This window comes from Staphylococcus epidermidis (assembly GCF_006742205.1).
GTDB classification, from domain to species: domain Bacteria; phylum Bacillota; class Bacilli; order Staphylococcales; family Staphylococcaceae; genus Staphylococcus; species Staphylococcus epidermidis.
In genome coordinates this window covers 777,110-801,925 of record NZ_AP019721.1, presented here as the reverse complement: position 1 = coordinate 801,925, position 24,816 = coordinate 777,110, and the positions used below count along the sequence as shown (strand labels likewise).

The 24,816-nt window shown below is 31.9% G+C and carries 25 protein-coding genes; 6 read left to right on the top strand and 19 right to left on the bottom strand.

What is annotated here, in order from left to right:
• Positions 1-65: 65 nt before the first annotated feature.
• Together FNL83_RS03895 and fdaB are read right to left on the bottom strand one after the other, a co-directional pair.
• Entirely contained in the window at positions 66-1,325 is a 1,260-nt protein-coding gene (locus tag FNL83_RS03895) for a UDP-N-acetylglucosamine 1-carboxyvinyltransferase (RefSeq protein ID WP_001829922.1), read from the bottom strand.
• 360 nt (positions 1,326-1,685) lie between these two features.
• Positions 1,686-2,546 carry a class IIb fructose-bisphosphate aldolase FdaB gene (fdaB, locus tag FNL83_RS03890; RefSeq protein ID WP_001829938.1) on the bottom strand — a complete coding sequence of 287 codons (861 nt, stop codon included), beginning with the start codon at positions 2,544-2,546 and terminating at the stop codon, positions 1,686-1,688.
• A gap of 219 nt (positions 2,547-2,765) precedes the next feature.
• Here fdaB and FNL83_RS03885 point away from each other — a divergent pair, with 219 nt between their 5' ends.
• The gene (locus FNL83_RS03885) at positions 2,766-3,287 is read left to right on the top strand and encodes a DUF2529 domain-containing protein (protein ID WP_001829945.1); all 522 of its coding nucleotides are present in this window, start codon (positions 2,766-2,768) and stop codon (positions 3,285-3,287) included.
• 226 nt (positions 3,288-3,513) lie between these two features.
• Here the strand turns inward: FNL83_RS03885 and FNL83_RS03880 are convergent, their stop codons facing one another.
• From FNL83_RS03880 to FNL83_RS03870, 3 genes are all read right to left on the bottom strand, one after another.
• Positions 3,514-5,121, bottom strand: a complete 1,608-nt coding sequence (locus FNL83_RS03880; RefSeq protein WP_001829895.1) for a CTP synthase — start codon at positions 5,119-5,121, stop codon at positions 3,514-3,516.
• A gap of 336 nt (positions 5,122-5,457) precedes the next feature.
• Entirely contained in the window at positions 5,458-5,994 is a 537-nt protein-coding gene (gene rpoE / locus FNL83_RS03875; protein ID WP_002468298.1) for a DNA-directed RNA polymerase subunit delta, read from the bottom strand.
• A gap of 110 nt (positions 5,995-6,104) precedes the next feature.
• Positions 6,105-6,965: a GNAT family N-acetyltransferase gene (locus FNL83_RS03870; RefSeq protein ID WP_002468299.1), complete on the bottom strand. Its 861-nt coding sequence runs from the start codon at positions 6,963-6,965 to the stop codon at positions 6,105-6,107.
• A gap of 302 nt (positions 6,966-7,267) precedes the next feature.
• Between FNL83_RS03870 and coaW the strand changes: the two genes are divergently transcribed.
• Positions 7,268-8,065 (top strand): type II pantothenate kinase, encoded by a 798-nt coding sequence (gene coaW, locus FNL83_RS03865; protein WP_002440556.1) that lies wholly within the window; start codon positions 7,268-7,270, stop codon positions 8,063-8,065.
• Between the two features lie 221 nt (positions 8,066-8,286).
• On the opposite strand, the gene FNL83_RS03860 is transcribed toward coaW, so the two are convergent.
• From FNL83_RS03860 to FNL83_RS03850, 3 genes are all read right to left on the bottom strand, one after another.
• Positions 8,287-8,952: a DUF2750 domain-containing protein gene (locus FNL83_RS03860; RefSeq protein WP_001829955.1), complete on the bottom strand. Its 666-nt coding sequence runs from the start codon at positions 8,950-8,952 to the stop codon at positions 8,287-8,289.
• Between the two features lie 173 nt (positions 8,953-9,125).
• On the bottom strand, positions 9,126-10,316 hold the full coding sequence (gene ldmS / locus FNL83_RS03855) for an L-aspartate--L-methionine ligase LdmS (protein WP_002440553.1): 1,191 nt from the start codon (positions 10,314-10,316) through the stop codon (positions 9,126-9,128).
• Positions 10,316-11,500, bottom strand: coding sequence for a M20 family metallopeptidase (locus tag FNL83_RS03850; protein ID WP_002440552.1), 1,185 nt, complete (start codon positions 11,498-11,500; stop codon positions 10,316-10,318). Before FNL83_RS03850 ends, ldmS begins: the two co-directional genes overlap by 1 nt.
• Before the next feature lie 227 nt (positions 11,501-11,727).
• On the opposite strand from FNL83_RS03850, the gene FNL83_RS03845 reads away from it, so the two are divergent.
• Positions 11,728-12,198: an S-ribosylhomocysteine lyase gene (locus FNL83_RS03845; RefSeq protein ID WP_001829929.1), complete on the top strand. Its 471-nt coding sequence runs from the start codon at positions 11,728-11,730 to the stop codon at positions 12,196-12,198.
• A gap of 150 nt (positions 12,199-12,348) precedes the next feature.
• On the opposite strand, the gene FNL83_RS03840 is transcribed toward FNL83_RS03845, so the two are convergent.
• The 4 genes from FNL83_RS03840 to deoC are packed head-to-tail and all read right to left on the bottom strand — an operon-like array spanning position 12,349 to position 15,895.
• Positions 12,349-12,699 carry a DoxX family protein gene (locus FNL83_RS03840; RefSeq protein WP_001829969.1) on the bottom strand — a complete coding sequence of 117 codons (351 nt, stop codon included), beginning with the start codon at positions 12,697-12,699 and terminating at the stop codon, positions 12,349-12,351.
• Entirely contained in the window at positions 12,696-13,886 is a 1,191-nt protein-coding gene (deoB, locus tag FNL83_RS03835) for a phosphopentomutase (RefSeq protein ID WP_054828579.1), read from the bottom strand. The genes FNL83_RS03840 and deoB overlap by 4 nt, the downstream gene beginning before the upstream one ends.
• Positions 13,887-13,898: 12 nt before the next feature.
• Positions 13,899-15,200, bottom strand: a complete 1,302-nt coding sequence (locus FNL83_RS03830; protein ID WP_002485262.1) for a pyrimidine-nucleoside phosphorylase — start codon at positions 15,198-15,200, stop codon at positions 13,899-13,901.
• A gap of 32 nt (positions 15,201-15,232) precedes the next feature.
• The gene (gene deoC, locus FNL83_RS03825; RefSeq protein ID WP_002458726.1) at positions 15,233-15,895 is read right to left on the bottom strand and encodes a deoxyribose-phosphate aldolase; all 663 of its coding nucleotides are present in this window, start codon (positions 15,893-15,895) and stop codon (positions 15,233-15,235) included.
• Between the two features lie 207 nt (positions 15,896-16,102).
• Here deoC and deoD point away from each other — a divergent pair, with 207 nt between their 5' ends.
• Positions 16,103-16,813 (top strand): purine-nucleoside phosphorylase, encoded by a 711-nt coding sequence (gene deoD / locus FNL83_RS03820; protein ID WP_001829961.1) that lies wholly within the window; start codon positions 16,103-16,105, stop codon positions 16,811-16,813.
• A 123-nt stretch (positions 16,814-16,936) separates the two neighbouring features.
• Here the strand turns inward: deoD and FNL83_RS03815 are convergent, their stop codons facing one another.
• From FNL83_RS03815 to FNL83_RS03780, 6 genes are all read right to left on the bottom strand, one after another.
• Entirely contained in the window at positions 16,937-17,383 is a 447-nt protein-coding gene (locus tag FNL83_RS03815; protein ID WP_001829900.1) for a Dps family protein, read from the bottom strand.
• A 187-nt stretch (positions 17,384-17,570) separates the two neighbouring features.
• Complete coding sequence (locus FNL83_RS03810; RefSeq protein ID WP_001829885.1) at positions 17,571-17,981, bottom strand: thiol-disulfide oxidoreductase DCC family protein; 411 nt, start codon at positions 17,979-17,981, stop codon at positions 17,571-17,573.
• Positions 17,982-18,161: 180 nt separating this feature from the next.
• Positions 18,162-19,538 (bottom strand): EVE domain-containing protein, encoded by a 1,377-nt coding sequence (locus tag FNL83_RS03805; protein WP_002470683.1) that lies wholly within the window; start codon positions 19,536-19,538, stop codon positions 18,162-18,164.
• Between the two features lie 232 nt (positions 19,539-19,770).
• Positions 19,771-19,998 (bottom strand): hypothetical protein, encoded by a 228-nt coding sequence (locus FNL83_RS03795; RefSeq protein ID WP_001829956.1) that lies wholly within the window; start codon positions 19,996-19,998, stop codon positions 19,771-19,773.
• 54 nt (positions 19,999-20,052) lie between these two features.
• A complete protein-coding gene (locus FNL83_RS03790) occupies positions 20,053-20,991 on the bottom strand; it encodes a type I phosphomannose isomerase catalytic subunit (RefSeq protein ID WP_002468316.1) in 939 nt (312 codons plus the stop codon).
• A 641-nt stretch (positions 20,992-21,632) separates the two neighbouring features.
• The gene (locus FNL83_RS03780; RefSeq protein WP_002485259.1) at positions 21,633-22,289 is read right to left on the bottom strand and encodes an SDR family oxidoreductase; all 657 of its coding nucleotides are present in this window, start codon (positions 22,287-22,289) and stop codon (positions 21,633-21,635) included.
• Between the two features lie 144 nt (positions 22,290-22,433).
• Between FNL83_RS03780 and czrA the strand changes: the two genes are divergently transcribed.
• Both czrA and czrB read left to right on the top strand, forming a co-directional pair.
• Positions 22,434-22,775, top strand: a complete 342-nt coding sequence (czrA, locus tag FNL83_RS03775; RefSeq protein ID WP_001829898.1) for a Zn(II)-responsive metalloregulatory transcriptional repressor CzrA — start codon at positions 22,434-22,436, stop codon at positions 22,773-22,775.
• Positions 22,762-23,715 (top strand): CDF family zinc efflux transporter CzrB, encoded by a 954-nt coding sequence (czrB, locus tag FNL83_RS03770; RefSeq protein ID WP_001829912.1) that lies wholly within the window; start codon positions 22,762-22,764, stop codon positions 23,713-23,715. Before czrA ends, czrB begins: the two co-directional genes overlap by 14 nt.
• Positions 23,716-23,975: 260 nt before the next feature.
• Here the strand turns inward: czrB and FNL83_RS03765 are convergent, their stop codons facing one another.
• Positions 23,976-24,707, bottom strand: a complete 732-nt coding sequence (locus FNL83_RS03765; protein WP_001829921.1) for a metallophosphoesterase family protein — start codon at positions 24,705-24,707, stop codon at positions 23,976-23,978.
• Between the last annotated feature and the right edge of the window lie 109 nt (positions 24,708-24,816).

Below are 24,816 nucleotides of genomic sequence, written 5' to 3'. Positions count from 1 at the left end.
TGATACACTCACTATTTCATATCACTCAAATATAAATGTTGTTAATTTAAAAATTGTGTTAAGAATTATACCGTTTCCGTCCAAATATCAGCACCAAGTGCTTTAAGATGTTCAACGATGTTAGTATATCCTCTATAAATATGTTTTACATTAAATATTGTCGTCACACCTTCAGCTATTAAACCTGCAGTAATTAAGCAAGCGCCTGCGCGTAAATCACTTGCATATACTTCAGCTCCATTAAGTGTCGAAGGTTTAATCACAGCTGTTCCCTCATCCGATTTAATATTAGCACCCATACGCTGTAATTCTTCTACATGTTTAAAACGCGCTGGATAAATAGTATCAGTCACAAACGAAGGTCCTTCTGTCATGAATAATAATGGTGTAATAGGTTGTTGTAAATCAGTTGCAAAACCTGGATAAACAAGCGTTTTTATATCTACATTTTTATACGGTGTTTGTTTACGAATGATTATTTTTTCATCTTCAATTTCAATATCTACACCTAACTCTTGCAACTTAACAGTTAAAGCTTCAACATGTTTAGGAACAATATTATGTAAAATGACCTCCTCACCCATTGCTGCGGCCATACACATATAAGAACCAGCTTCAATTCTGTCCGGAATAATTTGATACTCTGAACCTTTTAGTTCCTCAACACCATTGATTTTTATTGATGTTGTACCTGCTCCTCTAATATCAGCACCCATACTCATTAAAAAGTTTGCAACATCTACGACTTCAGGTTCTTTGGCTGCATTATCAATAACAGTTTGACCTTTGGCATGGACTGCCGCAAGCATAATATTAATCGTCGCTCCAACACTTACCATATCTAAAAATATATGAGCGCCTCTAAGTTCTTTTGCTACTAATTTCATGGATGTATTGCTAGATTCGTCAATTTCTGCTCCTAATGCTTTGAATCCCTTAATATGTTGATCAATAGGTCTTGGCCCGAGTGGACATCCACCTGGCAATCCAATTACACATTTTTTAAAACGACCAAGCATTGCGCCCATCATATAATAAGAAGCACGTAAAGACTCAACTTTATTATTAGGTAGAGGTGCATTCTCTATTTGTGTAGTATCCACTTCTAATTGTTTACCATTTAATCTTGCTTCAATATTTAAATCTTCTAACAAACTTACTAGAGTTTCGACATCAGAGATTTGAGGAAGGCCTTCCAACTTTACTTGTCCTTGAGCTAATAAAGTTGCGGGGATAATAGCAACTGCACTATTTTTTGCTCCACTAATTTCTACTTCTCCTTTTAGTGCTTGTCCACCTCTAATTTTTATTACCTCTTGAGCCATATCACTTTTCTCCTTTGTTTCCTTCTTTTTAAAATATCACATTATTAGCATTATAAGATAATTTTACTTTATTTGTAAAATACTTATTTTTACAATAAATAAATACAATTTATTTATAGCATCATTTTGTTTTTTATAAAGATTGCTAATTACGACTAAGAATACGTCAATGAACTAATACCACTTATCTTTTCAATTAATCATTTATTTTGTTAATTATTCGTTTGTAAGCTATTTTATTATATAAAACCTTCCCGAAATTGAATATTGTAACCATAAAATGTAAATTTCTGTCATTATTATAGCATAAAAAGAGGCCACTGAACTTATGTTCAATGACCAATAGCAAAGATATTTAAATTATTTAGCGCGATTAGAAGTACCGAATTCTCTAATTTTACCTTTAACTGTCTCTTTAATTGCTTCACGTGCTGGTCCTAAATATTTACGTGGATCATACACATCTTTGTCGTTGTTTAATACTTCACGAACTGCTTTAGCAGACGCAATTTGATTTTCAGTATTCACGTTAATTTTAGCAGTACCATAAGGAATAGCTTTTTGAATATCTTTAGTTGGAATACCTGTACCACCGTGTAATACTAAAGGTAATCCAGTTGAAGCACCAATTTCTTCCATCTCTTTAAATCCTAATTTAGGTTCACCTTTATATGGTCCATGTACAGAACCTAATGCTGGAGCTAAAGTATCAATTCCAGTTTTTTCTACTAATTCTTGACATTCTTTAGGGTCTGCATAGATAACGCCATCAGCAACTACGTCGTCTTCTTGTCCACCAACTGTACCTAATTCAGCTTCTACAGAAACGCCTCTATCATGAGCATACTCAACTACTTTAGAAGTGATTTCAACATTTTCTTCAAAAGGACTATGAGATGCATCAATCATTACAGATGTGAATCCAGCATCAATTGCTTCTTTACATTTTTCAAAGCTTGAACCGTGGTCTAAATGAATTGCTACTGGGATTGTGATGTTTAAGTCATGCATTAAACCTTCTACCATTTTCACAACTGTATAAAAACCACTCATATAACGAGCTGCCCCTTCAGAAACACCTAAAATAACTGGCGCATTCTCTTCTTGAGACGCTTCTAAAATAGCTTGTGTAAATTCGAGGTTATTAAGATTGTATTGACCAACCGCATAACCGTTTTCTTTCGCATCGATTAACATTTCTTTCATTGAAACTAAAGGCATTAAAGTTCCTCCTTGAGTGCAACAGTGCACGTTTTTTTCAACGTCATTATATCAAAAATATATACTGATTGCATTCGAATATTTTATTTAATATTGATATTTTTTATAATTAGTTGTTTTTACGTTTTTGGAAGCGAATACATTTCGAAAAATGTTCACATATTGCATATCTATCTAGGATTATTTACAATATTTCAGTAAAGAGATTGGAGGTTTACAATGTCAAAAATCTTAAACACACAATTAACTGGTATTTTTAATCGGCTTGAAAAACAAGAGTTGGATATTCAAATGGCAGCTCAATGTCTCATTCAAGCAATTGGTGGAGAAGGACATGTCTATATCAAAGGCTACGATGATTTAAAATTCTATGAGTCATTCATATTACAAAGCCATGAAAAATTAGCGTCTAGCTTACCACTTGAAGATTTACAAAATTTTAACGATATAGATACAACAGATAGGGTACTGTTATTTTCACCATACTACACTTCGGAAGTTGAAAGTGATGTACTTCAACTTATTGATTTAGATGTCGATTTAGTGCTTATTTGTAATAACCCTAAACGAGATGATTTTCCTAATCATTTAATTCATTATGTTAATTTATCAACACCTAGGCCCATTGTTTACACAGAAGATTATGATAAAATCATTCAACCACATCCGATGGCCTTAAATTATATTTATTATGATATTTATACTCAAATGATTGAGATGACTAGAGACCTAGATTTATAGAATATGTGTGAAGTCGTTCAATTATTTTCTATAAAATAATTTCATCCGTGTGATTAACTGATGAAGCAACAACGTATAATAATTATAACCAAAACATCTAATCTATAATGATAAATAAAGTACACTGTTAAAGTTTTAACAGGCAATTAAAAATGGTCATTTCCTTCTTGCTTTTAAGGAAATGACCATTTTTATTTATTTTTATATTGTTTGCGTATCAAAACAATTATTTTTGTTGGTAATTCAACGCCGCTTCTACAAATGATTTAAATATAGGCTGTGGACGATTAGGTCTTGATAAGAATTCAGGATGGAATTGACATGCAATAAAGAAATCATTTTTAGGTATTTCAATAATTTCTACTAAACGACCATCTGGACTTGTACCTGAAAATACCATACCGTTACTTTCTAATTGTTCCCTAAACTCGTTATTGAATTCATATCTATGACGATGACGTTCTTCAATATCGTTTTTATTATAAATTTTCTCTGCCAATGTACCTTCTTTAATGTGGCAAGGATAAAGACCAAGTCTTAAGGTTCCACCTAAATCTTCAATATCTTTTTGTTCTGGTAATAAATCTATAATTGGATATGGTGTACTTGGATCTAATTCTGCTGAATGCGCACCTTCATAGCCTAAAACATGACGCGCAAATTCAACAGTTGCCAATTGCATTCCTAGACAAATGCCAAAGAATGGTATGTTATTCTCACGGGCATAACGAATAGCTGCAATTTTACCTTCACTTGCTCTGAATCCAAATCCACCAGGAACTAAAATACCATCAACGTCGGATAAATAAGCCTCAACATTATCATCATTGACCTCACTTGAATCAATCCATTTTACCACAACGTCTTTTTTAAATGGATAACCAGCATGCTTAAGTGATTCAACAACTGATAGATAAGCATCTTGTAAGCTCACATATTTACCAACTAAACCGATTGTAATTTTACCATCTAAATTATTAACGGTATTTAATAGATGTTTCCACTCATCCAATTGCGTTTCATACTTGGCATTTAATTGTAAACGTTGAATAACAATGTCGTCCATATTTTGCTTACTAAGTTGTAACGGAATTTCATAAAGAGAATCTGCATCTCTACATTCTATAACACTTTCCTTTTTGATATCACAAAATAGGGCGATTTTGTCTTTCAAATCTTGTGTCATTTCGTATTCTGTACGTACTACTATTAAATCAGGTTGAATACCTAGACCTCGTAATTCTTTAACACTGTGCTGTGTAGGTTTTGTTTTCATTTCCCCAGCAGCTTTAATATATGGTAGCAAAGTACAATGTACATACATTACATTTTCACGACCTAAGTCGCTTCTAATTTGACGAATGGCTTCCAAGAAAGGTAAAGACTCTATATCACCTGTTGTTCCACCAATTTCAGTAATTACAACATCCGCATTAGTACTCTCACCAGCTAATAGCAATCTTTCTTTAATTTCGTTTGTAATATGGGGAATAACTTGTACAGTACCACCCAAGTAATCACCACGGCGTTCTTTTTTCAACACATGTGAATATACTTTTCCGGCAGTAACATTTGAATATTTATTTAAATTAATATCTATAAAACGTTCATAATGTCCTAAGTCTAAATCAGTCTCAGCACCATCGTCTGTAACGAACACTTCACCATGTTGATACGGACTCATTGTGCCTGGGTCTACATTTAAATATGGATCGAATTTTTGTATTGTAACTTTAAGTCCTCTATCTTTAAGTAATCTTCCTAGAGAAGCGGCTGTTATTCCTTTTCCTAATGATGACACAACCCCGCCTGTTACAAAAATAAACTTTGTCATTGTCTGACCTCCTGTAAAATTTAGTAAACTATTTAATGATTGATAAAATCTATTAAAAACTGTGAGTAACCTATGTATTTAACAATAATAATGAAATAAATTTGGTATATTACTCAACAATTTGATTCACTTTTACATTTCATTATGAATATTAAAAATAAAAAAATCGCTCCCTCTCACAGCAATTGTAAGGGGAGCGTATCTATTTAATACACGTGTCCTAATTAAAGGAGCCCAAATAAAATACTACCACCTTTTAAATAAAAATAAAAGTCCCACTTTAATGTTTCTGTTATAAAGCGAGACATATTTTTAAATTAAAATATAGTTACTTGATTAATCATTAAAGTCTTCGGCGTCTTCAAAGGCTTCTTCTTCACCTTCAGCAATATCTTCGTCTTCGTCTTCATCAATAACGATATCTGCTTCATTCATTTCAACATCATCTTCATCATTATCTGACTCGTCTAATGTTTCTTGATCATCTGTTTGAGCAGGAATATCGTCATCTTCATCAGCGTCGTCATCACCTAATAATTTAAGGTTTTGATCTTCTTCATCTTCGTCATCTAGAATATCGAATTTTTGAATTGTTGGTGCGATTTTTTCCTCAATATCATCTACAGAGTACCAATCACGTAGACCCCAAAGATTTTCTCCTACATTTAAAAAACGACCATCAGTGTTTAAATCGGTATAGAATTGTACGATTCGATTTTCAATATCTTCATACTCATATCCGCCTAAAGATTTAAATTCATCAATAATATCATATAAATTCATCGTTGTTTGTTTATCATTTAATAAAGTATAGGCCATATCGATGAATGATTTCTCATCAACCATTTCTTTTGTGTAATCTTGAATTTTCATATAAAAATACTTCCTTTCAAAGGATTTTCTTTAAATTAACGTCAAATAATCATTTGTTAATAGTAACAAAAATAAATTATAAATGACAAGTTGTGATTTAGCAATCACTGTTAATAATTAATATATTTTTCAAAACGTGTATAATCCTCAGTTTCCTCTATTGCTACAAAATTACTATTCAAGCACAATGGTTTTAATTCATTACGTTCGCCATATAAAGTAATTGATAAAATTTCAATGTCTTCAAACTGTTTACGTATATACGTTGGTAATTGGCGTAAAGCACTTTCTGCAATTCCCTCATTCCTATTTTGCTTATTAACTTCGATTGCAGAAATATTCATTTTATTATCATTTTGTTCTAGTGCAATAAAGCCTACCTTTACATCATCTTTAAGCAAATTAATCACGTGAATATCATCATTATATGCGGCTTCCCCCTCTTTTAGCCTTAAAGAAGATACATGTTTTGAATCTAAATCTAAATAATAAAGTCTTTCTTTCCCAATAGGTCCTTCTTCTTTTGTAGCTGTATGCATAAAACCTGCACGTTCATAAACGTTCCAAGCACTTTGGTTTTCAGCGTCTACTACTAAGTATAAATGTGTAAAATCAGGAAATAATGCTTGAACATACTCTGGTAAAAACATCATCATTTTTGTCCCATATCCATGGCCTTGAAACTTTTCATTAACTGACAATGAACGTACATAAACAACATTGTTTGGTGTATCATAACCTTCATGTTGATAATAACGATGCAATACGAAGAACCCCACTACTTTTCCTTCTTTATTTAAAGCTACATTAGCAATTCGATTTTCATCTTTTAATGCATCATCTAAAACAGTTTGAGGCAATGAAGAATATATTTGTTGTCGTTCACTTAATTCAAATTGGTTAAGTGCATCTCTATATTTTTCTTCAAATACTTGAACTGTAATATCATCAAAATCTTTTTTTATAAACATTGCTTTACCCCTATCTATTAATTACCACTTATATTATATATGAATTGAATAATTATGACTATCGGACTAGTTATGTATAACATTTTCCCTTGCTCAACATCATTTTACCCTAATTCAACTCATTACAACCTCATTTTATCAATATCTATGTCATCACTATAATGACTACCCTATGTTTATTATTAACTGTATTATTAACATAAGTGTACCTTAATAAGAGCTTTCTATAAATATTCACTTGTTTTTCAGTTATTTTACTATACTATAATGAGTGACAATAATTGTTATGGAGTGATAGACATATGAAGATTGGAATTGATGCCGGAGGGACTTTAATTAAAATTGTACAAGAGCATGACAATCGTAGATATTACAGAACTGAATTAACAACTAATATCCAAAAAGTCATAGATTGGCTTAACAATGAAGAAATCGAAACATTAAAGCTTACAGGTGGAAATGCTGGAGTAATAGCAGATCAAATTCATCATTCCCCTGAAATATTTGTAGAGTTCGATGCATCATCAAAAGGTTTAGAAATTTTATTGGATGAACAAGGTCATCAAATTGAACATTACATTTTTGCTAATGTAGGTACAGGTACTTCTTTCCACTATTTTGATGGAAAAGACCAGCAACGTGTTGGAGGTGTAGGTACCGGAGGCGGGATGATACAAGGTTTAGGCTATTTATTGTCCAATATAACAGATTATAAAGAATTAACGAATTTAGCTCAAAATGGAGATCGTGATGCCATTGATTTAAAAGTAAAACATATTTATAAAGATACTGAACCACCAATTCCTGGAGATTTAACAGCAGCAAATTTTGGAAATGTATTACATCACTTAGATAATCAGTTTACATCAGCTAACAAACTTGCCTCTGCAATTGGCGTCGTTGGTGAAGTTATAACAACTATGGCTATTACTTTAGCACGTGAATATAAGACTAATCACGTTGTATATATCGGTTCATCATTTAATAACAATCAATTACTACGTGAAGTTGTTGAAAATTACACTGTTCTAAGAGGATTTAAACCGTACTATATTGAGAATGGTGCTTTTTCAGGCGCTTTAGGAGCACTTTACCTCTAATAGGAAAATGACTGGAAGCAAATTGGTATGGATTGTTACTTCCCTTACCATCTAACTTACTTTATACGTTGAATTTTCTCAGTTTTTAGCTTCAAACATCTTTTTAATATCAAATTTATAATGTTCGTTTATAAAAAAAGCACCCCAAAAGTTAAATTAAAATCTAACTTATGGGGTGTAAATACTATAAACATGTCGCAGACTTTTTCTAATATAATCAATTAAAATGTTGCTTCATTTGACAGTTTTTGCGCTGATACAACAGTACCAACAACACCTGATTTCAAATCAATCGCCACTGCTTTATTATCATCGCGTAACTTGTCTAACCATTCACTAAAGACTTCACCTTCAATTTCGATTAAATCACATTCTTCAAAATCTTGATCACGTACTTTACGCGCTCTACTCTTAATACTCCAAACAGGCATGATGTGTGGTTTGTTATGGTCATCATCTGAAATCATAATAAAATTCTTTTCACCTTTGTTTGTCAATCCGTATACTTCGTCATATTTTGCGACATCTTTAATAAACTCTCTCATTCTTATATCATCTAATTCAGACATCAACTCATCAGTCATTTTAACTATATCTACAATGTTTCCTTCTTCACCATTATTCACATTAACTAAAACTTTGTCACCTGGATCAAAGATTTCATCCATTTCATATGTTACAAAACGGTCAATATCTGCTCTAATGATTTTGTCGTAATCAATTGAATGATGTAACAAATAAGACTCAGCAACATTTTCGTCTGTCCACATAGCAATATATGGCAAATTCTCATGTTGTATTCTAATTAATTTTTTATTTTTTGAAGCAAAATAAATATATTCATTAATCAAAATATCTTTAAAAAATGCTTCATATTTGTATGACATACTTAACCCTCAATTCATAAGTTATTCATAGTGTTTCTTACTTTAAATCTTAAAATACTAACGATTGATAGTCAATAATGTTAAAATTCAAATCTTATTTGTAAACTGGGACATGATTGATTATTCTAACTTTTTTATCAAACACTACTTAATATTCTTAAAGAATCATACACTTATAATCCAGCTTCCAATATAAATTGTTGTTCATATTGATTAATTAATTCTTTATTTTCCCCATGCCAAATGCAGCCAAATCTAGAATTAACTTGATTCTTTCCATACCAATCTCCATCGTAATAGGAAAGTGGATAAAGTACACCTAATTCTACGTATTTTAAAATAGCATTATAGAATTTTGTATTATCTCCATTAGAAAAGTAACTGTAAAATTTATGATATCCATGAGTTAAATCTTTTGCTAAAAGTAGCATACTCGTTGATCCGTTTTGCCTAAAGTTTAAATCAATCGCATAAACATCATTATTATCATCTACTAGTAAGTCAAAACCTGCTACACCAAAAAAACCTTTGCTTACGCCTATTTCCATAATCTCTCTACCAGCGTCTATTACATTCTGAGGCACATCATTAACATTTTCATTTCCGTTGTAAAATCCATAGTCATTAGTTAACTGTTGCGCTGTTCCTAAGTATTTGATACCAATATCATCTGAATAAGCAAATTGTACACAATAGTTATTCACTGCATTAATTTTTTGCTCAATGATTAAATGTTCAGTCTCTGCTGATGCATTGTTGATGCGTGTGATAGCTTTATCTAAATCTGTATCATTATAACAAATCATAACACCATATCCTCCTGCTGTAGGTAAATCATCGCCTGGTTTTATGACAAATGGATACGACCATGCTTGAATACGAGATTCAAAATCTTTAATTGAGACAATTTCTCTTTGTGGTAGATATTTGTTATTAGTCCATTCTGGAATTCGTGCTTTATTATTAAGAGCAACAAAAACATCTTTATCAAGTGCATAATATTCTTTAGGTAAAATATCTTCATTATGAATATATTGAAAGTAGATTTTTTTACCTTGATGAAGAGCTAAATTCCTTATCAAGCTTTCATATGTTTCTTGATCTTTAAATTTATAAGTATGTGGTGGAATTTCCCTACCCACTATATTAAAAAGTTGTTCTAATTTGTTTGTAACACTTGCCTCATGAACAATGACAGGAAAACGATTAGCTATAAGTAATTCTCTTCCAGTTAAGAAATTTGATTGGTGTTCATCTGGTTTCAACCATGGGTTCGACACATATGAAGGTCGAGATGTGTAAACAATGTCATCATTATACAAATCACTAAGTGTGAGAAACGGACCATTTACTTTATTATTCATTACTTAACATGCCCCTTTATATGCGTATGCTCTTCAATTATTTCGTCTAACAACGGTTTATTTTCGATTAATTCTAGTCCCATTAATGCTAAAATTTTTGCACCTCGAATGAGTGCCTGATCACCTTGTAAACTTGCAGCCGCTTCTCTAAAGCGGTGGGTATGTCCTACAAGATTTCGAGAACCAATTTTAATATGTGGATGTATAGTTGGTACAACATGACTTACATTACCTGTATCTGTAGATCCATAACCAAAATCATCATCAATCACTTCTTCTCCTAATTCAGTTGCATATTTTTCAAATAAATCATCAAGTTTAGGCGCTTTGATAAATTCGTTTACACCATTCTGGATAGGACCAAATTCAAAATCACACCCAGTTTGAATCGCAGCACCTCTTGCAATTTGGTTTACTTTTTCAGTTAAAACATCAAGTTCTTTCCGTGAAGTAGCTCGAGTATAAAATCTCGCATGTGTAAAATCAGGTATAATATTAGCCGCTTTACCACCGTCTAAAATAACCCCGTGAACTCGTTGTCCTTTTTTAATGTGTTGCCTTAACTGTGCTATACCATTAAAATATGAAATCATTGCATCTAAAGCGTTTAATGCTTCATCTGCATTTTCAGATGCATGCGCACTACGTCCATAGAATTTAATATCTAGAACATCCACAGCTAAAGTATTAATTGTACGATAGGTTTCATTTCCAGGATGAATCATCAATGCTACATCAATTTCATCAATGACACCTGCTTTAACATAAGAAGCTTTTGCGGAGCCATTTTCCCCACCTTCTTCAGCAGGACATCCCAAAACGACTACTTTACCACCAATTTCATCGACGACTTCTTTTAGTGCTACTGCAGCAAGTACGCTAGCAGTACCAATAATATTATGCCCGCATGCGTGACCAAGACCAGGTAAAGCATCATATTCAGCTAGAAATCCTATAACCGGTCCAGTCATATCAGAATCATACGTTGCTATAAATCCTGTTGCATGTCCTGCAATATCCGTTTCGATTTCGAATCGATTTGCTCTTAATTGGTCAATTAATGTTCTCGATGCAAAAATTTCTTCATTGCCTAATTCAGGGCGTTCATGAATACGATGACTTATTTCTACATAATCATATTTATTATTTTCTATAAAATCTAATATCTTTTGTTTATTATGCATTGTATCTAACTCCCTTTGAAACTTTGCGTATCAATCATTCTTTTTTAATTATTACTTATTTTATCGGATTTAATACTGGTTGTCATTAATTTTTACACAATTTTCTTACAATTTAAAAGACAACAGTCTATTAGTTTAGAAAAATTGTAAATGTATTAGAGTATTGTTACAATCTATTTATTGAATTAAACAAAAAATTGCTGTAGAGCAATAAGGAGGATAAATGCATGACTAAAATGAATGTAGAAAGCTTTAATTTAGACCATACTAAGGTTGTTGCACCTTTTATTCGTCTAGCCGGGACTATGGAAGGTCTTAATGGTGATGTCATACACAAATATGACATTCGTTTCAAACAGCCCAATAAGGAACATATGGATATGCCTGGTCTACATTCCTTAGAGCATTTAATGGCAGAAAACATTAGAAATCATACTGATAAAGTAGTAGATTTAAGTCCTATGGGTTGTCAAACTGGATTCTATGTTTCATTTATTAATCATGACGACTACGATGACGTATTAAATATTATCGATCAAACATTGCATGATGTGTTAAATGCTAGCGAAGTCCCAGCTTGTAATGAGGTTCAATGTGGTTGGGCTGCAAGTCATTCTTTAGAAGGTGCTAAAACAATTGCTCAAGCATTTTTAGATAAAAGAGAGCAATGGAATGACATCTACGGAGAAGGTAAATAATTAACAATACAACTAAGCATAAAAGCTTAATTAATATCATTATGGAGAAATGTCGAATGAATCTTCCCTTCGATGTTTCTCTTTTTTATAAAAAAGCCTTCTAAAATACTAACTAGTTAGCATTTTAGAAGGTCTTATTTTCTGTAAAAATTATAATTTTTTAATGGCTTTAATAAGCACAAATTGCAATGGTAATCTCGAATAAAGTGCCCATTTAGGTAGTTCTTTGTCACCTAATGGCAATCCTTTACGAGCCATATAAATATTTGCTGGGAACACTGCTAACAAGAATAAATTAATACCCTTTTTCAACCATGATGCTGGTCTTTTAATAAGCAACATGATACCAAAAAAGATTTCTATAACACCTGTTACCAATACAGCAGTTTTTTGTAAAGGTAAATAATCTGGAACAATATTTCTAAATTGTCTCTCTCTAGTAAAATGTAAAACACCAGCTGTTCCAAATGCTAGTCCTAATAAGAATCTTAAAACTTTCATTGATGCTCAACCCCCATTTCTTTTAAATAACTTTTTTCATATTTAGGTAATTCTACGTTGAAGTTATCTGCTATTGTAACACCGATAGAGCTAAATGTCGTGTCTTGTGAAAGTTCATGATAATCTTTAATTTTCGGACTAAACATTAAAAGTGGAATGTATTCACGTGTATGATCTGTACCTTTAGCAATTGGATCATTACCATGATCAGCTGTAATAATAACTAAATCATCTTCTCTTAAATGATTCATTAATTCAGGTAAACGAAGATCAAAATCTTTAATTGCTTGAGCATACCCTTCTTTATCACGACGATGGCCATACAATGCATCAAAATCAACTAAATTAAGGAAACTGATACCTTCAAAATCTTTTTTTACAACTTCAATCAATTGATCCATACCGTCCATATTATTTTTAGTACGTATAGCTTCTGTCACGCCTTCACCGTCATAAATATCGTTAATTTTACCAATCGCGATTACATCATAACCACTATCTTTAAGGCTATTCATCACTGTTCGTCCAAATGGTTTTAACGCGTAATCATGTCGATTAGAAGTTCTAGTGAAGTTACCAGGTTCACCAACATATGGTCGAGCAATGATTCTCCCTATTAAATATTTAGGATCTTTTGTTAGTTCACGAACTTTTTCACAAATCTCGTAAAGTTCTTCAAGTGGAATCACGTCTTCATGTGCAGCAATTTGTAAGACTGGATCAGCACTAGTATAAACTATTAAATCTCCAGTTTTCATTTGATGTTCGCCCCACTCGTCAATAATCTGAGTTCCTGAAGCAGGTCTATTTGCTACAACCTTGCGTCCAGTCATTGATTCAATCTCTTTAACAAGCTCTGCTGGGAAACCATTTGGATAAACCTTAAATGGTTGCATAATATTTAACCCCATAATTTCCCAATGTCCTGTCATTGTATCCTTGCCTACTGAAGCTTCACTTAGTTTGGTATAAAATGCACCCGGATGCGTTACTTTTGAAACAACAGGAAGCGGTGCAATATTTCCTAATCCAAGTTGTTCTAGATGTGGTAACTTTTGCTTAAATCCTTCTAAAGTATGCTTTAAAGTGTGTGATCCTTCGTCATTGAATGCCGCTGCATCAGGACCTTCGCCTATACCTACTGAGTCCATAACTATTAGATGAATTCTTTTGAACGGTGTAGTCATCATTTACATCTCCTACTCGGTTATTATTTTATGAATTAAGGTTGGAGCTTCGCCCTTACTCTCAATAGTAATACTATTGTCTAGTTTATATAAAATATCATCGATCTCTTTGGTGTTGGTATGAATAGTTAAAATATTTTCACCTTTCTCAACATGTTCTCCTACTTTTTTATTTAACACGATACCTACACCTAAATCAATAACGTCTTCTTTTGTTTGACGACCAGCGCCTAACATCATTGAAGCAACGCCTATCTCATTAGCTATTATTTCAGTTATATAACCATCTTTTTTAGCTTTAAATTCAACTTGATATTTCGCGCTAGGTAACTTTTCAGGAGAATCCACAATAGAGTCATCTCCTCCTTGATTCGATAGAAATGTTTTGAATTTGTTTAAAGCTTTGCCTGTTTTTATAGCATCGATTAGCATCTGACGCGCTTCATCTAAAGATGTTGCTTGTTCAGCTAAGACAACCATTTGAGAACCAAGTGTTAACACAAGCTCTGTTAGGTCTTTCGGCCCATTTCCTTTTAATGTTGAGATAGCTTCTTTTAATTCGAGCGCATTACCAATTGCATTTCCTAAAGGTTGACTCATATCTGAAATAATAGCCATCGTATTACGACCTACATTATTACCAATTCTTACCATCGCATGCGCAAGCGCTTCGGCATCATCTAGCGTCTTCATAAACGCACCACTGCCAGTTTTGACATCTAGAACAATTGCATCTGCGCCAGCAGCAATTTTCTTACTCATTATGGACGAAGCGATTAGAGGAATAGAATTAACTGTCCCTGTTACATCCCGTAGTGCATATAATTTTTTATCAGCTGGTGTGAGATTGCCTGATTGGCCTATTACTGCTACTTGGTTATCATTTACAAGTTTTATAAAATCTTTTTCACTGATTTCAACATTAAATCCCTTAACTGATTCTAATTTATCTATCGTCCCCCCCGTATGTCCTAGACCACGACCACTCATCTTTGCAACTGGAACACCTACTGCCGCTACTAATGGGGCAAGAACGAGTGTCGTTGTATCACCGACGCCCCCTGTAGAATGCTTGTCTACCTTAATACCATTGATATCGCTTAAGTCGATCTTCTCTCCTGAGTTAACCATTGACATTGTCAATGCCGCTCTTTCTTCATCATTCATATCTTGAAAGAATATCGCCATAGCTAAACTTGAAGCTTGGTAATCTGGAACCTCCTCATGAGTGTATCCGTTTACAAAAAATTCTATTTCTTCTTTTGTTAATGACTTACCGTCTCGTTTCTTTTCTATGATGTCAATCATTCTCATTATTCATCATTCCTTTAGACATAAATTTAGTATTAGTAATCAGTATTTGATTCAAGTCCTTGAATAATTTGCACACCGGCACTAGCACCAATACGTGTAGCACCCGCTTCAATCATATTATTAAAATCTTCTAGATTTCTCACGCCGCCTGACGCTTTTACTTCTAAACGATCACCAACAGTATCTTTCATTAATTTTACATCTTCAACTGTTGCACCCCCACCAGCAAAACCTGTGGATGTTTTAACAAAATGTGCACCTGCCGCTTCAGATAATTGACATGCTTTAATCTTCTCTTTCTCAGTTAATAAAACAGTCTCAATAATTACCTTAACTGTTTTACCATTGGCTGCTTGAACGACGGCTTCGATATCATTTTGCACTTCATCAAAACGGCCATCCTTAAGTGCTCCAATATTTATCACCATATCAATCTCTTGGGCACCATTGTTAATCGCATCTTTTGTTTCATAAGATTTAACCGCTGTAGTTGTTGCACCTAGTGGAAATCCAATAACAGTACACACTAAAACGTCTGTTCCTTTAAGTTGTTCAGATGCATATTGTACATGTGTAGGGTTCACACATACAGACTTAAACTGATATGCTTTTGCTTCATTTATAATAGTATCTATTTGTTCCTTTGTTGAATCAGGTTTTAATAATGTATGGTCTATCAATTTTGCTTTATTCATCATTTTTCCTCCATGTTTTTTAGTTTATTACTATCTCCAAATAATAAATCTTCATATAACTTTAATATATCGTTAAAAAACAAAACATATTTACCTTCAATTATATAGTACAAAAATTCGCAAAAAAGATAAACAAATGTTATCTTAAAATGGTAATATAACGGTTATAATGATATTGCGAACTGACTATTAAGGAGAAGATATATTATGACAGAAAGTACACCTCACATTAACCCAAATGGAGTTAAAATAGCTAAAACTGTATTAATGCCAGGCGATCCATTACGTGCTCAATATATTGCTGAAAATTTTTTAGAAAATGTTGAACAATTCAATACAGTACGTAATATGTTTGGTTACACAGGAACTTATAAAGGCAAAGAAGTTTCTGTGATGGGCTCTGGGATGGGAATTCCAAGTATTGGTATTTATTCTTATGAACTTTACCATTTCTTTGATGTGGATACAATCATTCGCGTAGGTTCATGTGGCGCTCTTCAAGAAGATGTCAATTTATATGATGTGATTATTGCACAAGCCGCTTCCACAAACTCAAATTATGTTGATCAATTTAATATACCGGGTCACTTTGCGCCTATTGCTGATTTTAATCTAGTAGCTAAAGCTAAGAAAGCTGCTGATGAAATTGGTGCCATATCACATGTAGGTAACGTTTTGTCATCTGATACATTTTATAATGCTGATTCAACTTTTAATGATTCATGGAAAAAGATGGGTATCTTAGGTATCGAAATGGAATCTGCAGGTCTATATTTAAATGCCATCCATGCAAATAAAAAGGCTTTAGGTATTTTTACAGTAAGTGATCATATTCTAAGAGATGAAGCCACTAGTGCAGAAGAGAGACAAACATCATTTACTCAAATGATGGAAATAGCGCTCGAAATAGCTGAATAGAAAATATAAAAATAGAGTGGGATGACAAACACTAAATGCGTTTGTCGTCCCACTCTTTTCTAATAGCTACACTTAAAATATTTGAGATCGTCAATTTAAAATTAAAATGTAAGTTATTAAAAATTAATGACCTAAATAAGATTGTAACATCCAATTATGCTTATCAACTGAAGTTTGCATGCCGATAAACATATCTTCTGAAACGTCATCACTAGCACTTCCCGCCACTTCAATTGCTTGTTCTAATTGTTTAGAGATTTTAGAAAAATCTTTAGACAATTCTTCTACCATTTCTTCAGCTGAATAATGTTTTCCTGCTTCATTTACTATTGATTTATCTAAACACTCGGAAAGTGTTCCAATTGGATTACCACCTATTGCCAAAATTCTTTCTGCTAAATCATCAACATATTGACTAGCTTCATTGTATAATTCTTCGAATTTTGTGTGTAAAGAAAAGAAATTAGGACCTTTAACGTACCAATGGAAATTATGCAACTTTGTATAAGCTACCGTCCAGTTTGCGACTTGTTGATTTAATTCTTTGACTACATCTTGTTGTTGACTCATATCAAACACTCCTTCGAACCTCATTTTTACAATGGTTATTATATTATAATAATTCTAATTTGTAAAGTAAAATAACACTAAGAGACAAAATAAATAATACTTTAATTTCTCAAAACATCTGCCTAAATGATCTTAATTTTGAGCTTGTTCATCTTCTTTTATTATCAATTAAATTATATTTTATCAATTAGGTTAGTTTGATTTTTTCATTATCATCAAGAAAAAATGATTTTTCATAATCAGTTGGCTTGTGCCAATGTGTTTTCCACATTTTATCTCGATTATTTGCAAATAATCGATATCCTAAATCTCTTAGTGGTTTAGGAATTAATCTTAATCCTATTCCAAGAAATTTAGAGTGATTAGGTAGTGACGATATCAATGTTGCAACAGCCTGTGATTCAAATTCTAAATGATTTCCTTTTTGAAGAATAACACTATTCTTATTTTGAGCATCAGGATAATTTTCAAAAAATTGTTTACCTATTTGACCTTTAATTGTTGCAAACTCATATTTATGTGAAAGTCCGTTTTGAATTAACCAAATTGCATAGTTATAACAATAAACACAATTTCCATCATAATAAATTATTGGCATGTGTATACACTCCTTTTTCATTGCTTAATTATTTATATTCCCATTTAGGTATAATAAATAAACCTTATTAAGTTAACATCATTCTAACTTAACAAGGTTTAAATCACTAGGAAATATATAGTTATAACCTACTCTATAAAATGAATCAGTTATGTGTTCTTCATACGACTGATAACACGATTAGTCATGATTCACTTTGACGATACGCGTATATTTTAAAAACTGTGACGAATATTTTTGCTTAATTTTTTCTATAGAGTCATATGTAATACCAACAATATGCCAATTAGGATTAAAATGATAAAAAGAATCTTTATTTTTTGACCACTTAATCATGCTTCCATCTTTATTATATCTCGGTAATGTCACTTCATAGCCTTCAAGTACATTAATATATGTTTGGAAAATATCTACATCGATGCGATTGAAGTTATCAATGACTAAATAACTTTTATCTTTCTTAGGCATTAGATGTGTGATGAATCCTTCACGATAATATAGCGCTCCTGACTCATTAGGTAAATATTTACCATAAAGCATATCTTCAGTAAAATCTGGATGTCCGCTAGTAATCACAGGGTTTGCATTTGTTTTTTGGAGTAATTCTTCAGCTGCCTTTAAGCCTTCTCCTTTTTGTTCAACAACTAATAATACAAAAGGTTTTAAACTATCATCTTCAGCATTTTGAGTTGATAGTTCTGCTTTTTTTACTGTTTCAAAAGGATGTTTAATACCATTATTCATACTCATGTCCAAAATGGCATCGTATTGAGCTTGTGACATACTTGCTATTGACTGTTTCGCATTTTCTTGTAAAAAGTACAGATTCTTCAATTTAGGATGTTTATTTAAATGACCTAATGAAATGGGCTTGATATCTTTCTCATAAAAAATTTCAATAGCTGTACTATTCGTTCGACCTGGTATAGGTGGTTTCTCATGTATATGCTTTGATACTTCGCCAATACCGATAACCGATTGGTTTTGATATTTATTATATATAATAATGTTATCACCCACCTCTAGTTGAGTGTAAAAATGATAACCATTCCTTTTGATTCCATTAAATGTATGAGTAAATATAGTATAGTTTTTACCAGGTTCAAACGCTTCTGTTTCTGCTAATAAAAAATATCGAGGAATTTTCGATTTTCCTTTACCTAAACTAACTATTAACTCAAATTCTGACTCTCTGATTTGGTTGAAAAGTGTTTCCCTCATGTTACTCATACGAAAATCGAGTGTTTCACTTCTTTTAAGATAATCCGTTGTAAGTGGTTTTAGCGTTTCTTTAAATTTAAATTCTACTCTTATTTTATTTTGAGCACCGGATTGCACACTTATAATTTCACCTATACCTAAAAGTCCAGAATCTGTTTGTACTTGATAGAAAATCACTTGATCTCCAGCTTTAGCTTTTTTAAATGCTCTATATCCTTGTGTAGGATTAAAATGTGCGCCAGATTCAAATAACGCTGTCTGTCCCACTAATGGTTCATTATGATTCCATCTATTGTAACCACAATTAAGCCAAAAATAGTTAATTTCCTCAGTCATTATAATGCTCCTTATCTTAAAATTAATTTATGTTCTATTTTCATATCATTCACTTTAAACAACCATGGGTTTCATCAGTAATCACTTTAATGTGATCATCATTATTATTAAATATTTTCATTTATTTTATCATAATATCATCCACTATTCTAAACAACACTTATCATTAAAAGTTGATTTTAAAAATTAAAAATGCAAGTATCATCGTTAGACACTTGCATATCATCATCTTTTATTTAGCAATGACACTCCCAAGTAACGGCATTATATTAATCATTATCCCACCAAGTTTAAGCATACCACTTATTTCCTTATCTCTTATTGTGATTGCAGCGCTAATTATTCCAAGAATCGCCACAAATCTTGGAATCATCATAGATGGATAATGTGGTAATTGTAAAAATATCCCTGCTCCGGAAATAATGCCACAAACTAGAGAAATATATATAAATTGCTTCACAAAGCCTCTCTCCTTATATCACCTATACTTAAATTGGTATATTTTTAATATATATTAAATGTAACTAATGATTAGTTTAAAATCTCCTTCGAAAACACTATCTAAATCTTCGGAAGTTAACACAAAGTTTGAACCTTTAGATATTTCATATATATCACCATCTACAATAAGTTTACCTTGTCCATCTAAAACAGAAACAAGACAAAATTCTCTAGGCTTCATATAATTTAGAGTTCCAGAAATATCCCACTTAACCATAGTAAAAAAATCACTAGATACAATATGTGTACAATTGTGATTTTCTATCACTTCATTTTGAGGAGTGATATTAGGTAGTTCATTTGAATAATTAATAACATCTAATGCCTTATCTATATTTAATTCACGTTCCTCGCTATTATCAGTTTTTCTATGATAATCATAAATTCTGTATGAAATATCTGATGATTGCATGACTTCATACGCCATAATGCCTGCACCTATAGAATGTATCGTTCCAGCTGGTATAAAGTAAAAATCACCTGGTTGCACTTGTATTGTTCTCAAATAATTTTCAAATGTACCTTGCTCCAATTGCTCTTCAAATTCATCACGAGATTTCGCATACGTACCTATAGTAATCTTTGCACCTTCATCAGCTTCAATGATGTACCAACATTCAGATTTTCCATATTGACCTTCTTCGTGTTCATATGCATAAGAATCGTCGGGATGTACATGAATAGACAATGGCGCAGCAGCATCTACAATTTTAGCCATTAATGGAAAATCTTTACTTGGAAAATCTCCAAATATTTCTCTATGATTGTTCCATACTTGATCCAATGTTTGACCAGCAAATATACCATTTTCAATCACACTTTTTCCGTGTGGATGTGCTGAAATTCCCCAACATTCACCTATGTGATTATTAGGTAGTTGATACCCAAATTGACGAAGATTATCACTGCCCCATACTTTATCCAGAAAAATGGGTTTTAAAAATAACGGCATGTTCACACCTCCATTATTAAAAGCTTAAACTTAAATCATTATCTATGCTTGAATATCACACAATGTTAAATAATAAAACTACTTTTGATACAACATAGCCCTTCTTTTAAGATATGTATTTGAAGCTAACTATCTTTCTCACTCGTATTGAGTGTAGCATATATGATTATTTCACAAACTACTATATGAATATACTATCATTTTATAAACTTTCTATCCTGTGTCCATTTGACGTAGGATTCTTACATATTATATCAACTGCCTAATAAATTGAATAGCATCATTTTTACTAATCTAATAAAGCGTTTTATTGATTACTATACCATTATTTTCTGAAAATGATCCTTTAAAATAACAATGCTTTAAATTGGATTCAATAGAATCAAGCATTACACTCTTTTCAAGTTCATTTAAAAGTAGAAAATTTAGTATAATTATACTCATTAAAATATTTAACTTTGAATATAAAAAGGGAACAAGATAAGACTTTTGATTTCCTTATCTTGCCCCCTCAAATACTGATTAGAAATTGAAGTATTTAAAAACAAATTACAACAATTCTAACGATAATAGGAACGAACTTTGTATCAAGTTGTATTATAAAAGACAAATAATTTTTAATACGTACTTAATTTTAAATTTTAAGATTCATAGTTTTTCAATGCATCTTTAACACCATGATTGCCACTTAAAATTTGGAATTCTTGATTATTAAAACCATCAGAAGTTACTACTTCTTTTAAAACTGTAGCAACATCTTCACGTGGAATTGATCCTGCTTTGTCGAAATATAAATCAGCTTCTATTTTTCCAGTTCCAGCATCATCTGTAAGTGAACCTGGATGTACAATTGTATAATTAAGATCTGATGTTCTTAAGTAATCATCAGCATAATGCTTTGCAATTGTATACGGTTTTAAATCTCCACTCGCATCGAATGCTTCACGTCTAGAATCGTATGTTGATACCATAACATAATGTTTGATACCCGCTTCTTTACTAGCTTTAATTGTTTTTACAGCACCATCTAAATCAACAATGATTGTTTTATCCGCTCCAGTGCTTCCACCAGATCCAACTGAAAAGATAACTTTATCATAATCTGTAAAGATATTTTTTAAATCATTAATACTATTTTTTTCTACATCTATTAATGTAGCTTTAATCCCTTTATTTTCTAATTCTTTAACTTGATCTTCCTTACGTACACCAGCTGTAAAATCAACGTGTTCTTCATTTAATTGACTTACTAGTTTAGAACCTACGCCTCCATTTGCTCCAATAACTAAAATACTCATTTCAAACGTCCTCCTTCAAAAAATCGTACTTAGTATTTACCACTTCAAGAGAATATTAAACGTTAGTGTATTATTGACATATTTCAATCTTCTCATTATATTAATATATGAACAAATATTCATATGTTGGAGTGTGAATTTTCAATGAGTGGATATCATATTAACGTTGAAAGCAATCAGGATACATTGATTAAAGTCACTCATATTTTCAAAGCTTTAAGTGATTTTAATCGTGTGAGAATAATGGAGTTTCTTGAAAACGGTGAAGCAAGTGTTGGACATATTTCACATTCTTTAAATATGACTCAATCAAATGTATCACATCAATTGAAACTACTTAAAAGCACTCATCTTGTTAAATCTAAAAGACAAGGGCAATCAATGATTTATTCTATAGATGATATACACGTTTCAACTTTACTTAAACAAGCCATTCACCACGCCAAACATCCTAGTGAAGGTGGAATTTCTAATGACAAATCATAATCATCAACATCATCATTCTCATGCACACGGACACGTTCATACAGATAATAAAAAGGTACTCATGTTTTCTTTCATTATCATTAGTCTCTTCATGCTTGTAGAAATTATAGGTGGGTTTTTAGCAAATAGTCTAGCATTATTGTCTGATGGTTTTCACATGCTAAGTGACGCTATATCCTTAGGAGTAGCTCTTATAGCTTTTATATATGCTGAAAAGCATGCTACAAAAAGTAAAACATATGGTTACAAGCGTTTTGAGATTTTAGCAGCACTTTTCAATGGAGTTACCCTATTTATCATCAGTATTATTATAATAATCGAAGCGATACGAAGATTTTTAGAACCTCCTGAGGTTCAATCGAAGGAAATGTTCATCATTAGTGTGATTGGTCTTATGGTAAATATCATTGTAGCGATACTTATGTTTAAAGGAGGAGATACCTCTCACAACCTTAATATGAGAGGCGCATTTTTACATGTACTTGGAGACTTGTTCGGCTCTGTTGGCGCAATCGTTGCTTCTCTTTTAATTTGGGGCTTTAATTTTACAATAGCGGATCCTATAGCTAGTATTTTAGTTTCGTTAATTATTTTAAAAAGTGCTTACGGCATTTCTAAATCATCCCTTAACATATTGATGGAAGGAACGCCTAATGATATAGATTTAAATGCTGTAATTAAAGCAATTAGTAAAGATGAAAGAATTCAAAATGTACATGATTGTCATGTATGGACCATTTCAAATGATATGAATGCATTAAGTTGTCATGCAGTTGTACCAGAATATTTATCAGTTCAAACGTGTGAAACAATGTTAAAGTCAATCGAAAGTGACCTATTGCAATTAAATATTCAGCATATGACAATACAACTTGAAACACCAGAACACAAACACGATGAATCAACATTGTGCTCAGGTATACATGAACACTCTCATTAGTGAGTTTATTTCTATCGATACTTTTTAAATATAAATAAAGATGTAGATTGAAGGTTCTATTTCATTCAAAGACTCAACCTAAAAATCTTATCTTAATTTAAAAGAGAGTTTTTGTGAGTAGAACCCCATTTCAATCATTCTATATATTAAGAGCGTGGGACATCAGTTATGTTCCCACGCTCTAAAAATTTTCAATAGGTTTTATAAATTTCAGATGAATCTATCTCAATATTTACTTTTTCACATATAAACATCTTACTTTAAATGAAATTCTTAAATATAAATTCTCTAGCTGGTACTTGCTTTTCTTCAAATCCTGCTAAAAATTCTTCATTATTGTACGCTAATTTCACTCTCTCTACTGAAATTCCTTTTTCATTAACGGTAATAATACCATATACGGTGTTTGAACCATTGTTCAAACCTACTGATCCAGGATTAAAATATACTGTTGATTTATCATCAAACATATGCAACCTATGGTTATGTCCAAATAAAATTAAATCGGCTTCTTTGTCTTTAAATAATTCAGAAATAGCTTGTTCGTCATCTTTTGTAATAGGTGCAAAAGGTTGTTCATCAATAGGAGCTGACATTTTATCATTTTCAATTTCATAATGAATAAATAAAATCTTTTTCCCTTTTATGGTCATTTCAATATATCTAGGCAATTGATTAATTTCATCGTAATAGGACTCATCTAAATGTCCTTCTATCCATTGATGATGCTCATAAAATTTCCCTTTTAAATCTTCAGGATAAGGTGTTCCATTGACGAGTGACATAATAGCTTCATCATGATTACCTGCAATCATTTCCATATCATCCCGGTCAAATATAGTATCCAGTACTTTATTTGTCTCATGTCCAATCCCTATGTTATCACCTAGGTTATAAATTTTTTCGATATCATCTCTACTATCAATATCATCTAAAACAGTTTGAAGCGCATCAAAGTTTCCATGAATATCAGTGATAACAGCAAATTTCATGATATTATCTCCCTTCAATGTTATCTTATTAGCATATTCTAACATTTTGTGCTCTATTATGTTAGATATTAATTTAAAATTTATTAGAATTTTGATATTGTATTTATAT